The organism is Wolbachia endosymbiont (group A) of Anomoia purmunda, from assembly GCF_947251545.1.
GTDB lineage: Bacteria > Pseudomonadota > Alphaproteobacteria > Rickettsiales > Anaplasmataceae > Wolbachia.
Genome location: NZ_OX366362.1, coordinates 244,371 through 258,640 on the forward strand (window position 1 = coordinate 244,371; position 14,270 = coordinate 258,640).

Consider the following 14,270-nt stretch of genomic DNA (forward strand, 5'->3'; position numbering starts at 1 on the left):
CAATTTATCTAAAATCCTAGAATTAACTACGACTCTAAAAACTTCTCTGCATCAAGTGCAGCCATGCACCCTGTTCCTGCTGCAACTACTGCTTGGCGATATACCTTATCTTGAACATCACCTGCAGCAAATACACCTGCCCTGCTAGTTAAAGTTATTCCAGGTTTTGTAATTATGTAACCCTGCTCATCCATTTCAACAAAGCCTTTAAAAATACCCGTATTTGGTGCGTGTCCGATTGCAATAAACACTCCATCCACTTTTAATTCTGTTGATTTAACTATAATACCAGTAACTTTTTTCGGATTTTCTTCTCCAAGAATCTGCTCTACGGTATGGTTCCACATTACTTTTATTTTATCATTTTTAAAGAGCCTATCTTGCATTACTTTTTCCGCTCTCAATTTATCACGCCTGTGTATTAATATCACTTCTTTGGCAAATCGAGTTAAAAATATCGCCTCTTCAACAGCGGTATTTCCACCACCAATCACGGCTACAACTTTATTCCTAAAAAACGCACCATCACAAGTTGCACAAGCTGAAACTCCGTAACCTTGAAATTCTTTTTCACTCTTGAGACCAAGCCATTTTGCTTGCGCACCAGATGCAATTATAATTGCATCTGAATAGTAGTCATTGATATTACCAGAAGATCTAAACCTATACTCATTAGAATCCTCAAGTTGTTCAACGCTTTTTATCTCATCATCTATTATTTTTGCTCCAACCTTTTCTGCATGCAACCTCATTTGCTCCATTAGTTCTGGACCCTGTATTGAAACAAAACCAGGATAGTTTTCAACATCTGTAGTAATTGTAAGCTGACCACCAGGCTGCATTCCCGTTACTACAATTGGCTCTAAGTTTGCACGTGCTGCATATATAGCAGCAGCATAACCCGCTGCTCCAGATCCAATAATAAGAACTTTTGTACTAAATTTATAATTCTTCACTGTATGAGTTTAGATAATCAGCTACTCCTTCATCACTTGCCTGCATTGCTGGCTTACCTTTTTTCCACCCTGCTGGACACACTTCACCATGCTCCTCATTATGTTTAATTGCGTCAACGATTCTAATAAACTCATCAATATTACGCCCTAAAGGCAAATCATTTATCGATTGATGACGTACAATAAATTTATCATCAATAACGAAAGTTGCTCTCAGCGCAATTGAGTCATCATACAAGACCCCATAGTCTCTTGATATAAACTTTTTGATATCAGACACTAAAGTGTAGCTAATCTCTCCAATACCACCATCATTAACTGGAGTTTTTCGCCACTTACAATGTGAGAACTTTGAATCTACACTTACTCCTATAACTTCAACACCACGTTTTGAAAAATCCTCTATTTTATTGCTAAATGATATCAACTCAGTTGGACAGACAAAGGTAAAATCAAGTGGATAGAAAAAAAGGACAGCATACTTATTTTTTATGCGCTTACTCAGACAGAAATCATCAACAATTTCTCCGCCAGAGAGAACGGCTGAAGCAGTAAAATCGATAGCAGATTTTGTTACAAGATTCATAATTGACCTATTCTTTTAAAACAACTCTAATTTTACACTTGATGAATTTATATGCAAGTTTTCTTTAGTTTTAGTCCTATAAAAACTTCCTCAAATAGCTCTTCTTTTTTTACCGATAAGATACAATCCAGGAAAAAGAATGGTGTCATTCAAGTAGCCTCCCTCCCCTGTCATCCCAGTGCCCAGACACTGGGATCCAGGAATTTTAATTGTAAGTAAGCATACTGAGTTGATAAGTATAAAAGTAGCTAGAAAATAAACATTTTTGATGAGATTATATGGAAAGCTGGATCCCAGTGTCAAGCACTGGGATGACAAAAAAAGGAGCACTGGGATGACACCCTACTAGCGGAAGTTACTCTCAAATGTTTGTTCATGTTAGCTACAAACATTAAGAAATTTACCAAATGAAAAAAAAGGCATAGAAAACCCGCAGTAGCTAGTTATTCACTCTCTATTTTAAAATTTGACGTTGGGTGATGTCTTGAACGCTTTATAAGCGTATTTCAGCTTGTATAGGTAAAAACCTAGAAATTTGATAAAGACATAAGGTGCACATAGTGCAAAAAATTAAACATGAGACGCCAGATACGTGAGTTTTTTTGTCATTTAATCTGTACAGAGAAGATAAATAAATAGCTTCAGTTTCATGATAAGGGAGCTGGCGAAGGGTGTCAAGTAAGTTTTTGTAGCTCTCATGGTTTTTGGATTCTAACGTCACATGCTGGAATGATACAAGTTATTATTCAAACAACAGTTATGCAAGAGATCTGATTACATCTAAGCTAACAATGGACCACCAGATATATTACTAACTACGTTGACCTGATTCAATATTTTATTAGTGGGATTGAAATAATTTTCTATAAACTCCTTATATATAGCTGTTAACTTGTGTATATCGTTTACTAATACGCATTCGTTTATCTGATGTGCGGTTTTGTTGATTATACCAAATTCAATCACTGGACAAACATCTTTGATAAACGCAGCGTCAGATGTGCCACCACTTGTGCTCAGCACAGCATCAATACTGGTAACTTTATTTATCGCATCAAGCATAATATCAGTATTTCTATCGGGAATAGAGAGAAAAACGTCCCTGCTGCTATGCACAGAAAGTTTATAATCGCTAGTTACACTGGAGCATATTTCATCAATCAGCTTATATAAGCCACCCGGTGTTTGTTCATTGTTATATCGAATGTTAAGACGTGTAGTTGCTGAACAAGGTATTAGATTGCTAGTATTATTTCCAACATCGATAGTAGTAACTTCGCAATGTGAAGGCTGAAAATATTTATTACCATGATCAAAAGTAGTATTTTTTACCTTACTCAATATCGATATTACCTTATATATTGGATTATCTGCTAGGTCTGGGTAGGCAACGTGCCCTTGTTTTCCATGGCAAATTAATTCAAATGTTACAGAACCTCTTCTGCCTATTTTTATGGTATCACCTAATTTCTCACTACTGGTTGGTTCGCCAACCACACAAAAATCTATCTTTTTCTGCTTACTTTTCATCCATTTCAAAACTGCCTTTGTTCCATATTCTTCCATGCTTTCTTCAGCACTGGTAATCAATGCACTTATCGAACCATTAAATTGAAACTTCTCTGCAATCAAATTTACCATAGCAGCAATAAATGCAGCTACTCCGCTTTTCATATCAGCGGCCCCTCTTCCATATAGCATTCCATCTCTCACTTTTGGATTAAATGGACCAAATGCCCAATCTTTTAATTGACCTGGTGGCACAACATCAACATGCCCAGCAAAGCACAAATTTGGTACTCCATTTATATATTTCGCATAAAGATTTTTAACTTTATCACCAAACTCTAAAATTTCACAATCAAAGCCACTCTTCTTGAAGATTGTTGCTATATACTCTATTGCCCCGCCGTCCCTTGGTGTTATACTCTCAAAAGAGATCAATTTCCTCGTTAGCTCTACAGGGTCAATTTTCATGTCAACCTTAAAATAATTATATTGCTATATTGTAAACACTCTATGCACTATTTAAAACAAATATTACATCAAGCCGAACAAACTTTTCTAAGGGAAGTAATAACAGATTACCACCTTGCTGATGATATCTATGAAATATGCACACAACACGGAAATGACATCTTTCTAGTTGCAGATGAAAATACAGCAAAACTTTTAAACAAAAACGTATTTGATAAAATTCCTAACTTAATTATTCCAGCTCCACCTGTCATTCCAGCGCGTGACACTGGAATCCATAAGTTGTTTTCCTGGATCCCAGTGTCAGCTACTTGCATGACACCAAGCAGAGCTGCCTCTCTTGAAACCGTAAATCTAGTTAGAAACAAAGCAAAAGACAGTGACTTAATAGTTGCATTTGGTAGCGGCACCGTTAACGATATCTGCAAATATGCAAGCTACCTCGAGAAAAAAGATTATATATCGTTCCCAACAGCCGCTTCTATGAATGGATATACATCTGCAAATGCTTCAATATTAGTAAATGGATATAAAAAATCGTTCAAAGCACATCTTCCAAGAGCAGTATATATAGATATAGACATACTTGCCAATGCACCATTGCGCCTCACATTAAGCGGATTTGCAGATTTCATTTGTCGTTCAACAGTTCAGGCTGACTGGCTACTATCTCATTTGTTGCTTGGCACAGAATACAATGAATTACCTTTTACACTTGTTCGCGATTTGGAGCAAATTTTGCTAAGAGAGTATACGGCGCTTACTAAAAGAAGTAGAAAAGAGGTCCTATTACTTATGGAAGTTCTATTAATTTCAGGACTTGGAATGGTAATATCAAAAGGCAGCTATTCTGCAAGCCAAGGAGAGCATATGATAGCTCACGCAATGGAAATGGTAACAAAAGATTATTCTTCACTACATGGCGAAAAAATTGCTGTTACGACGATTACCATGGCTAATTTGCAGGAAAAGATATTATCAATACAAAACCCGATTATCAAACCGACCACTTTAGATGTAAAACATATAACTCAGTGCTTTGGTAATATCGAATTTGTAAGAACTTTTGAACAGAAGCAAATTATGCAGCAAAAAATCCAAGAGATTATTTGTAAAGAGTGGCATAATATTTCCAGTTTGATTAAGCAAAATTTACTACCTGCAAAACACCTGCAAAAAATATTTGAAGATCTATCAATTCCACACTTACCAGAGCACCTCAGTTGGAATAAAGAACAATATTGTAAAGTGGTCGATCTTGCGTTTGTAACAAGAGATAGATTCACCTTTCTTGACTTAGCTAACTGCATAGAAGAAAGTTAAGTTTTGTAGTGAAATTCTGTCATTTAAAGAGATCATAGGCCAAAAGCTAAACCCTTTTCACAATCTCTTATCCATTGTCCTCTAAACTGTACACTTGAGTGGATACACAACTGAACGTAACCATTTCAATTAGCTGACACTGGGTTTCACCAATAGCACTGCTTTGCTAAACATAGTTTATTTCGAGTGGCTGAGGAGGGACTTGAACCCCCGACCAAGAGATTATGATCCTCCTGCTCTACCAACTGAGCTACTCAGCCTAATTAAAAACCTTATTATACACATGATCTATATGTTTCGTATAATACTTCAAATCAAACAAAGATTCAAGTTTTTCCGAGTTAATAACCTTAAGTAAGGGTTTATCTTGTTTCAATTCGGCCAGAAAATTACTGTTGTTTTGTTTCACTTTCATTGCACTGCTCTGAACAATTTTATACGCCTCTTCTCTCGCCAAACCACTATTTACTAACTCAAGCAATACACGCTGTGAGAAAACTAAACCTTTTGAAGAATTTAAGTTCTTTTCAATGTTTTCCTTATTGATCACCAATTTATCTATCAAATCTGTTAATCGCACTAAAGCAAAATCCATTGTTATACAAGCATCAGGAGCAATGCATCTTTCCACAGACGAGTGTGATATATCACGTTCGTGCCACAATGCAACATTTTCTAACGCAGGAAAAACATAACTGCGTATTAAACGTGAGAGTCCAGTCAGATTTTCACTTAAAATAGGATTACATTTGTGTGGCATAGCAGAGCTTCCCTTCTGCCCAGTGGAAAAATGCTCAGAAATTTCGCCGATTTCAGTTCTTTGCAAATGACGAATTTCAATTGCAATATTTTCTATTGAGCTTGCAATCACTCCCAAAACCGAAAAGAACATGGCATGTCTATCACGAGGAATGACTTGAGACGATATGGTTTCAGGTATGAGTCCCATTTCTTTCGCTACATACTCTTCAACAAACGGATCAACATTTGCAAAATTACCTACTGCACCTGATATTTTACAAATTGAGATCTCTTTTTGCGCGCTAATTAATCTCTGATCATTGCGTTTAAATTCAGCATAAAATCTAGCAAATTTTAATCCAAGAGTTGTTGGTTCTGCATGCATTCCATGACTGCGCCCAACACAAACAATATCTTTATAGTCCTCAGCTTTTTTTTTCAATGCTACAAGTAAATTTTTTAGATTCTCGAGTAAAATATCACATGACTCTTTCAACTGCACCGCAAGGCATGTATCCAAAACGTCAGAACTTGTCATTCCATAGTGTAGATACCGAACATCAACTCCCGCTTTTTCAGCAACATATGTCAGAAAAGCTATAACATCATGTTTTACAATGGATTCAATTTCGTTGATACATTCAACATCAAATTCAATAGCACCAGAGAGGTTCTCAGCAATATTATTCGGAATCACTCCTAACTTTGCTTGAGCTTCACACGCTAATTTTTCTATTTTAAGCCATATATTAAACTTGTTGCTCTCTTCCCAAATCTCAGACATTTCTTTTCGGCTATAGCGTGGGATCATTTTTGATTTACTCCAATAATGGTGTCATTCCAGTGCGTGACACTGGAATCCAGATATAAAAGTATTTGCAAATCATTCAATGGACAACGGATTCTAGAAGCATAAAATAATGTCCATGATGAAATAAACTGGATCCCAGTGTCACGCACTGGGATGACAGGAGGGGAGCACTGGGATGACACCAGCTTAGCCATGGCAGAAATTTCTTTTCGGCTATAGCGTGGGATCATTTTTGATTTATTCCAATAATGGTGTCATTCCAGTGCGTGACACTGGAATCCAGATATAAAAGTATTTGCAAATTATTCAATGGACAACGGATTCTAGAAGCATAAAATAATGTCCATGATGAAATAAACTGGATCCCAGTGTCACGCACTGGGATGACAGGAGGGGAGCACTGGGATGACACCAGCTTAGCCATGGCAGAAATTTCTTTTCGGCTATAACAAGGGATCATCTTTGATCAGCTATCATCACCATCAGTAGATTCTTTATTCGCATCTTGCTCTGCCTCTTGTTGCTCAGACTTCTGATTTTGCAATTTTACTTGCCTTAGCTCATTTGCATCTGTTTCGGATTTCACGACGTATATAGTAATTGGTACTACTACTTCACTATGTAATTCTACGTTTACTTGGTATTCACCCAAGTTTTTGATGCTTATTCCACCAAAAGATAAACTACGGTGATCTATCACATGTCCTTCTTGTAGTAAAATTTTTGCAATTTCACGTGTTGTTACAGAACCAAAAATTTTACCATCCTCTGAAGCTTGCTTTATTAATACCACAAACTTATCACGTAGTGACAATGCAAGCTCTTTTGCTACATTTAATCTTTTTATATTCTCTTCTTCCAGTAATAAACGTTGCTCCTCTAGCTTTGTTAAATTTTCCTTGGTAGCTTTCACCGCTTTTCTTTGTGGAAAAAGAAAATTACGTGCATAACCTGGTTTAACTTTGACAACTTCACCAAGCTTACCTAAAGTCCTTATATTTTCCTTTAAAATTATCAACATAAATTACCTAAACTTTTTTAGTACAGTAAGGAATAAGAGCTAAAAAACGTGCCCTTATGATCGCTAAGCGTAACTTCCTTTGTTTTTTTGCACATACGCCTGTTAATCTTCTAGGTAATATCCTACCATAGTCAGAGGTAAACTTGGATAATAAATCTATATTCTTATAATCTATGTCTTCATCTTTAGACGCAGCAAGAGGGCAAACTTTAGAACGCCTAAAGCCAGTCCTATTATTTACAGATACGTAAGAATTATTAAAACTATTTCGTCTTTTCATCATTATGCGCTTTGCTCCTCAATTTGTTTATTCATCATATAAGATTTACCTTCAAAAATTTTATCAACCTGCACAGGAAAGTGGCGAATAACGTTCTCATTAAGTTTCATTCTACGCACAAATTCATCCAGAATGCTTGCAGTAGAACTTATGCACATTATACAATAATGACCGCTCTTCATTTTATTTGTTTGATATGCAAAATCCAAAAGACCCCAATATTCATACTTGATTAATCCTGATGCTTCAATGTTTTTCAAAAGCATTTCCAATGCTTTGCTCGATTGAGTTGGACCGTTTATTCTAAAATCTTTCAAAATATCTTGAAAAATCTTTATTAGATGTTCTGAAATATTTCTCTTCAAAGCATTTACTGCGTTATGGATAAACGCACTTTTAGTACTGCCTCCTGGAAATTTTGTAAAATCTTGCGTTATTCCTAAATCTTTTAGGTCATCTTTCAACTCTTTATCAATTTTTGACTTCACTTCTTTCAAATTTGAAAGATCTTCTTCCAATTCAATCCATAAAATTTTTGTAAGATCTTCCAAGAAATCAGAGTAAGCAACTAGACCTTCTTTAATGTTTTCAGCACGCACTTCTAACTCTTGTGTTGTAAGCTTGTCATTTCCTTTTTTCAGAATATCCCTGATTTGCTGGAACATAACATCTGCTTTAATATTTTTCAATGAAATAGCTAGCTCTTGGACCATCTCCTCTACTTCTTGCTGTAATAATCCTTGTTGTGTTATAAAAGTAAATTCATAAAGATTCACTATATCTTCCTTTAATACCGATTAAATATTTTATTATATAAAGCTTTTTTATATAAGCAAGTTATTTGTGTTAATTTCTACGCCTTTAATCCAGCTTAAGTTAGATATTTCATAAATAACTTGAGGAGCAATTGAGTATGCACCTGGTAATAAGATGCTCACTTTATGTTTTTCGAGAAGAAGTTTTAGCATTATTTTGGTTCTGCCTTCATCTTTCAATATCGCGTTTAATTCCATAGCGGCTTTTTGCGAATCCGTGCACTCAGTGGTGAGAACTAATTCTTTTATTATAGAAGTGACTCTTTTTGTAAACTCAGATATATCCTTGCCTGCTAATCTTGTCGTATTTTCCGAAGCTTCAAGATCAATTATCACAAATGTTCCTGGTGAAAATAAATCTCTTTTTTCTTCTATTATTTCATTATTATAGAATGCTATTTCAGAAACGTTATGGGGATCAGAAAGTGTGAGGATAACAAACCTTCCACGCTCTGAAGTTCTCATACGTGCATTTAATATTACCCCAGCAGTTTTTGCTGTTCTATTTTCTCCGATAAACCCAATATTTAACTTTTCCAGAAGAGTTCTAAATTTTTCAAGCGGATGATTAGTTAAATAAAATCCTAGTGAAAATAACTCATGTTCTAATTTTGCCTCCTCATCAAAATCTTCCACATTCTTAAGTTTCGGTTTGAGGACATCAAGACTACCAAACAAAGCAGCTTGACTTGACTCTCTATCCTGTTTGTTTTTATTTGCAAAGTAAATCAGCGTGTCCATTGACTCATATAGCTGCTTTCTGTTCTTATGCACGCTATCGAATGCTCCGGATTTAATCAGGCTTTCTAGCGCTCTCTTATTTATTATATGACCTGAATTTTGAATGAATTTCCATATTTCCTTACAAGCGCTTGAACGTACGTTCACTATTCCTTCCGCTATAGAAAAACCAACATTCCTCAAGGCAGCAATACCATAACGTATGCGTTCATCCTCTATTGAGAATTCAGCTTGAGACTTGTTTATATCAGGTGGAAGAACGGTAACGCCACTAAACTTTGCTGCATGATAAAATAAATTCAGTTTATCTCTATCATCAATATTCAGATTCATCAAGGCTGTGAAAAATTCTAATGGATAATTAGCTTTAAGGTAAGCCGTTTGATAAGATATCACCGCATATGCTGCAGCATGAGATTTATTGAATCCATAACCAGCAAATTTTGCAACAAGGTCAAAGATATAACTTGCCCTGTCGTAATCAACGCCATTCTTCGTTGCCCCTTGGATGAAAAGTTCACGTTGTTTATCCATCTCTTCCTTGATTTTCTTACCCATAGCACGTCTCAGCAAATCTGCTTCCGCTAAGCTATACCCGGAAAGAATACGGGCTATTTCCATCACTTGTTCTTGGTAAATTATTACCCCAAATGTCTCTTTTAATACTTCCTCAAGTAACGGATGAATATAATCTGGCTTTTCAAGTCCATGTTTTCTTGCAATATAAGTTGGAATGTTATCCATAGGTCCTGGACGATAAAGGGAAATTAAAGCGATAATATCTTCAATGCAGTCCGGTTTTAGTTTAATTAAAGCTTCTCTCATTCCCGAACTTTCAAGCTGAAACACTCCAATTGAATCACCGCTTGAGAGTATCTCATAGGTTTTTTGGTCATTCAAAGGAACTGAAGAAATATCAATCTTTTTTCCATCACGATTAATTAAACGACATACATGATCTATTAGCGTTAGCGTACCAAGCCCAAGAAAATCAAATTTTATTAGCCCAGCTTTCTCCACATATTTCATGCTGTATTGAGTGATTGGCAAAGCTGAATTTGGATCATAATACACAGGAACAAAATTTTCCAACTTTTGATCACATATTACAATTCCAGCAGCATGAGTTGAAACGTGACGATATATTCCTTCAAGCTTAAGAGATATATCAAGAAGCTTTGCAATTACCTCATCACTATCCCGCTCTTTCTGCAGGTTTTGATCAAACTCTATCGCTTGTGATAAAGTTACAGGATTTACTGGATTAAATGGAACCATTTTAGATATTTTATCCACTTGAGAGTAAGGCATTTGCAATACTCTACCAACATCACGCAATACTGCCCTTGCTTGCAATTTTCCAAAAGTGATTATTTGAGCAACGTAACCGTATTTTTTCTGAACGTAATCAATAACCAGGTCTCTTTTCTCTTGGCAGAAATCGATATCAAAGTCAGGCATCGATACACGATCAGGATTCAAAAATCTTTCAAATATTAGGCCAAACTTTATTGGATCAAGGTCTGTAATCTGCAAGCCCCAAGCAACAATTGATCCAGCACCAGAGCCTCTTCCTGGACCAACTGGAATGCCATTTGCTTTGCTCCAACGAATGAAATCAGAAACTATCAAAAAGTAGCCAGCGTAGTTCATCGAAGTTATCACACTCAGTTCGTAATTCAGCCGATCGTAGTATTGTTTAAGGTCTATGTCTGTCTCATTCGCAATACGGAATTCTAATCCTGCAACTGCCTGCTCCCTCAGTTCTTCATTCTCAGTTTTATTTTCTCGACAAGGAAATTTAGGCAAAATAGGCTGCCTGCTTCTTGGCATGTAAGAGCACCGCTTAGCTATCACTAAAGTGTTATGAATTGCTTCGGGAACGTCGCTGAACAGCTCCTCCATTTCTGCCACAGACTTGAAGTAATGCTCGGTAGTTAACTTCTTTCTGTTATTCTCCAGGGCATAACTCCCCTCTGATATACACGTTAATATATCATAAGCCTCATAGTCAGACCTATTTGGAAAAAACACATCGTTCGTTGCAACCAGTGGTATATTGCGCTGATAAGCAAAGTCTATCAAAGCTTCTTCAAGCTCTAGCTCTTTATTCAACCCATGACGCTGCAATTCAACATATAAATGACCATTGAATGCTGAAAGCAGTTTTTCAACCGTTTCTTTATCTTGCCCCAACAATAGTTGAGCCAAACATCCACCGGTTAAAGCGATCAGACCCGTACTTAAATTCAATAGCTCATCAAAATCAACGTAAGGAATATCGCTGTTATTCTTGCGCTTTCTAAAAGACTCACTCACCAAAGTGACTAAATTAGTGTACCCTTGCTCATTTTTTGCAAGCAATAATATAGGTAAATTTTGTTCTGAATGTTTAACTATAATATTGCATCCTATTATTAGCTGTATTCCCCTACTTGCCGCATATTCTGAAAACTCGAGCGAGCCAAACAAGTTACCTGAATCAGTAATTGCAACCGCTGGCATTTTATTTCGCAAACAAAGGCCGATCAGCTCCTCAATTTTAACCGAGCTTTCAAGCAGCGAATAAACACTATGAACACGCAAGTGTATGAACATAAAAAACTTTAGATCAATAAAAAAGGATAACATTAATTTACTCATGAGAACATAATTTTCATGAGAACAAAAGCCTATAAAATTCTAAAATTAAAATACAAAAACTTACTTGACACCCTTCACCAGTCCCCTTATCATGATAGTGAAGCTATTGTATTTGCTTTCGCCAATCTGCAGATTAAAAGGTAAGGATTACTTAATGTATCGGCGTCTTATGTTTAATTTTTTGCAGTATATAGATACTGTATGTCTTTACAAAACTTCATCTACATCTAGATTTTTATCTAAATAAGCTGAACGCGCTTATAAAGCGTTACAAGACATCAAAAAATGCCAATACTCGACAGAGATAGTAAAAGACTAGCTAACTCGGGGATTCTTTGTCTTTTTTTCTGCTTGGTAAATTCCTTAAACATTTGCAGCGTAAGTTAGTTGCAATTAAAAGCAGCTTAATCTTGCTTGTCAAGCGTTTAAAACATAAAAAACGCCAATATTTTAAAGCGGATAATAACCCCAGGGCTTCTTTTGCCTTTTTTTTTATCTGGTAAATAGACTTCTTTCAAAATTGTTAGAGGGAGTGTAAGATGAAGTATTTGAAAGCATGAAATATAAGGAAATAGAAAAGTTAGAAGGAGAAAAGTTTCGACGTTTAACAGGGGTAAAAAAAGCAACATTTGAGCGAATGGTAGAAATTCTAGAAGTGGAGGATAAAAGAAAAAAAGCTAGAAGTGGAAGAAAAAGTAAACTTTGCATAGAAGACAGGCTACTTATGGCACTGGAATATATAAGAGAATATCGTACATATTTTCATATTGGGCAAAGCTATGGCATGAGTGAAAGTAACAGTTTTAAAATAATAAGATGGGTAGAAGACATATTAATAAAACATCCAGATTTTGCATTACCAGGAAAAAAAGAGCTATTAAAGAGTGATGTAGAATATGAAGTTTTAGTAATAGACGGAACTGAAACGCCAGTAGAGAGACCAAAAAAAAGCAAAAGCCCTTCTACTCTGGAAAGAAAAAAAGGCATACTATAAAAACACAAATAGTAACAGAGAAGAAGAGTAGAAAAGTCATATGCACATCTTTCTCGAATGGTAGAAAACACGGATGTTTAGAGAATCAAAGGTAGCAGTATTGCCGCAAACTAAAATCTTAGCTGATGCCGGCTACAGGGGAATGCAGAAGATACACAAAAATGTTGTATTACCGCACAGGAAAACGAAAAAGAATCCGTTAAGCAAAGAACAAAAAAAAGAGAACAGGGCACTTATGAGCCAAAGGGCAATTGTTGAAAACGTAATTGAAAAGGTTTAAAATCATCTCGGACAGGTATAGAAACCGACGAAAACGTTTTGGTTTAAGGTTTAATTTGATTGCTGCAATTCACAATTTTGAGCTCCCTACATGAATTTTGAAAGAAGTCTAATGTGAACTTATGGAGCCATTGACATGTACCCTCAAAGCAAGCTTTTTCTAAAGCAAGGTATAAGATTTGCCATACAGGCTTTCAAGAATTTAAGCATCCAAACAGCCTATCAGGATGAACCTGAGTTGGAGAGGCTATAGACTTATTGCAGCAGATGGTTCTGGTATTCAACTCTGAAGAAATTGTATCTGAGTTTGAACCAAATGGAACAACAGGCACCATTGGCAATTTGTTTGTTGATTTGTGTACTTCGCTGATTTGTAGTGCTCGTCTTGCGGCTTGGAATATAGGTGAACAAACGTTGGCGGAAGAGCAATTACCCGAAGTTATCACTCAAATGCGTTCGTTAAATCAAGAGAAATTATTATTTATCTATGATCGTCTTCAGTAAAATCATTCAGCAGCATTATGATTTGGAAGTAGATTTTATTTTTCGCTTGCAAAAAAGAAATTATAGCAAGCTATGGGAACGCTGGCGAATTAGATTTTGATTTTATATTAGAAAATGAAAAGCTAAAAAATAAAATGGAAGGACAGAAAGTAAGAGTTGTAGTGCTGACATTAGCCAACGGAGAAACAGAGTTTTTGATCGAGACTTTGGAAGATATCAGTAAAGCTTATGTATTAAGGTGGCACATAGAGGAGTGCTATAAACGACTCAAAGTAGGAGCAGAGTTAGAGAATTTTTCTGGAGAGGCTGTATTACAAGAATTTTGGGCAAATTTGGTCATGTGCAATATATTATCGCTTCATATGTGTGATGCACAAGGGCCTTGGAACCCAGATCAAATTGCTGAGTATCGTTTAAATTTTTCAGTTTTATTTGGTGTGGTGAGACAGAAACTTTATCAAGTGCTTGTTGCGCCAAAAAACTTTCAAGCCCTTTTTAAGTATACGCGCTAAAGTTAAGATCCGACCGGGACAGCCGCAATAAAGTAGATAAGCCTAAACGCCATCATGTCTTTAGGAGAGTTTGCTAATGAAGGCTCT

The 14,270-nt window shown here is 36.0% G+C and carries 12 protein-coding genes, 1 tRNA gene and 2 pseudogenes; 3 read left to right on the plus strand and 12 right to left on the minus strand.

Annotated elements, in window-relative coordinates:
- Positions 1-26 precede the first annotated feature (26 nt).
- The 4 genes from trxB to dapE all read right to left on the minus strand — a co-directional run bounded on the left by trxB (position 27) and on the right by dapE (position 3,519).
- Complete coding sequence (gene trxB / locus OPR57_RS01240) at positions 27-956, minus strand: thioredoxin-disulfide reductase (protein ID WP_265036861.1); 930 nt, start codon at positions 954-956, stop codon at positions 27-29.
- Entirely contained in the window at positions 943-1,542 is a 600-nt protein-coding gene (locus tag OPR57_RS01245) for a peroxiredoxin (RefSeq protein ID WP_265036863.1), read from the minus strand. The genes trxB and OPR57_RS01245 overlap by 14 nt, the downstream gene beginning before the upstream one ends.
- Positions 1,543-1,632: 90 nt before the next feature.
- Positions 1,633-1,872 carry a hypothetical protein gene (locus OPR57_RS07985; RefSeq protein ID WP_265036865.1) on the minus strand — a complete coding sequence of 80 codons (240 nt, stop codon included), beginning with the start codon at positions 1,870-1,872 and terminating at the stop codon, positions 1,633-1,635.
- Between the two features lie 450 nt (positions 1,873-2,322).
- Complete coding sequence (gene dapE / locus OPR57_RS01255; RefSeq protein WP_265036866.1) at positions 2,323-3,519, minus strand: succinyl-diaminopimelate desuccinylase; 1,197 nt, start codon at positions 3,517-3,519, stop codon at positions 2,323-2,325.
- A 42-nt stretch (positions 3,520-3,561) separates the two neighbouring features.
- Here dapE and OPR57_RS01265 point away from each other — a divergent pair, with 42 nt between their 5' ends.
- On the plus strand, positions 3,562-4,842 hold the full coding sequence (locus OPR57_RS01265) for an iron-containing alcohol dehydrogenase (RefSeq protein ID WP_320157501.1): 1,281 nt from the start codon (positions 3,562-3,564) through the stop codon (positions 4,840-4,842).
- A gap of 187 nt (positions 4,843-5,029) precedes the next feature.
- Here the strand turns inward: OPR57_RS01265 and OPR57_RS01270 are convergent.
- From OPR57_RS01270 to dnaE, 8 genes are all read right to left on the minus strand, one after another.
- Positions 5,030-5,102, minus strand: a tRNA-Met gene (locus tag OPR57_RS01270).
- Positions 5,102-6,394, minus strand: coding sequence for an adenylosuccinate lyase (gene purB / locus OPR57_RS01275; RefSeq protein WP_265036871.1), 1,293 nt, complete (start codon positions 6,392-6,394; stop codon positions 5,102-5,104). The genes OPR57_RS01270 and purB overlap by 1 nt, the downstream gene beginning before the upstream one ends.
- On the minus strand, positions 6,391-6,624 hold the full coding sequence (locus tag OPR57_RS01280) for a hypothetical protein (protein ID WP_265036873.1): 234 nt from the start codon (positions 6,622-6,624) through the stop codon (positions 6,391-6,393). Before OPR57_RS01280 ends, purB begins: the two co-directional genes overlap by 4 nt.
- Entirely contained in the window at positions 6,621-6,854 is a 234-nt protein-coding gene (locus OPR57_RS01285; protein WP_265036875.1) for a hypothetical protein, read from the minus strand. Before OPR57_RS01285 ends, OPR57_RS01280 begins: the two co-directional genes overlap by 4 nt.
- A 6-nt stretch (positions 6,855-6,860) precedes the next feature.
- The gene (gene rplI / locus OPR57_RS01290; RefSeq protein ID WP_265036877.1) at positions 6,861-7,415 is read right to left on the minus strand and encodes a 50S ribosomal protein L9; all 555 of its coding nucleotides are present in this window, start codon (positions 7,413-7,415) and stop codon (positions 6,861-6,863) included.
- Positions 7,416-7,422: 7 nt separating this feature from the next.
- The gene (gene rpsR, locus OPR57_RS01295) at positions 7,423-7,698 is read right to left on the minus strand and encodes a 30S ribosomal protein S18 (protein WP_007548890.1); all 276 of its coding nucleotides are present in this window, start codon (positions 7,696-7,698) and stop codon (positions 7,423-7,425) included.
- Positions 7,698-8,471 carry a 30S ribosomal protein S6 gene (gene rpsF / locus OPR57_RS01300; RefSeq protein WP_265036879.1) on the minus strand — a complete coding sequence of 258 codons (774 nt, stop codon included), beginning with the start codon at positions 8,469-8,471 and terminating at the stop codon, positions 7,698-7,700. Before rpsF ends, rpsR begins: the two co-directional genes overlap by 1 nt.
- Positions 8,472-8,519: 48 nt before the next feature.
- The gene (gene dnaE, locus OPR57_RS01305) at positions 8,520-11,849 is read right to left on the minus strand and encodes a DNA polymerase III subunit alpha (protein ID WP_265036881.1); all 3,330 of its coding nucleotides are present in this window, start codon (positions 11,847-11,849) and stop codon (positions 8,520-8,522) included.
- A 601-nt stretch (positions 11,850-12,450) separates the two neighbouring features.
- On the opposite strand from dnaE, the pseudogene OPR57_RS01310 reads away from it, so the two are divergent.
- Both OPR57_RS01310 and OPR57_RS01315 read left to right on the plus strand, forming a co-directional pair.
- Positions 12,451-13,262 (plus strand): annotated as a pseudogene (locus tag OPR57_RS01310) (IS5 family transposase).
- 18 nt (positions 13,263-13,280) lie between these two features.
- Positions 13,281-14,260 (plus strand): annotated as a pseudogene (locus tag OPR57_RS01315) (transposase); the annotation flags it as partial.
- Positions 14,261-14,270: the final 10 nt, after the last annotated feature.

Coding starts and splice junctions, on each gene's coding strand:
- dapE (WP_265036866.1), bottom strand. CDS start 3,519: ATGAAAATTGACCCTGTAGAGCTAACGAGGAAATTGATCTCTTTTGAG.
- purB (WP_265036871.1), bottom strand. CDS start 6,394: ATGATCCCACGCTATAGCCGAAAAGAAATGTCTGAGATTTGGGAAGAG.
- OPR57_RS01245 (WP_265036863.1), bottom strand. CDS start 1,542: ATGAATCTTGTAACAAAATCTGCTATCGATTTTACTGCTTCAGCCGTT.
- rpsR (WP_007548890.1), bottom strand. CDS start 7,698: ATGATGAAAAGACGAAATAGTTTTAATAATTCTTACGTATCTGTAAAT.
- OPR57_RS01285 (WP_265036875.1), bottom strand. CDS start 6,854: ATGATCCCTTGTTATAGCCGAAAAGAAATTTCTGCCATGGCTAAGCTG.
- OPR57_RS01280 (WP_265036873.1), bottom strand. CDS start 6,624: ATGATCCCACGCTATAGCCGAAAAGAAATTTCTGCCATGGCTAAGCTG.
- dnaE (WP_265036881.1), bottom strand. CDS start 11,849: ATGTTCATACACTTGCGTGTTCATAGTGTTTATTCGCTGCTTGAAAGC.
- OPR57_RS01265 (WP_320157501.1), top strand. CDS start 3,562: ATGCACTATTTAAAACAAATATTACATCAAGCCGAACAAACTTTTCTA.
- rplI (WP_265036877.1), bottom strand. CDS start 7,415: ATGTTGATAATTTTAAAGGAAAATATAAGGACTTTAGGTAAGCTTGGT.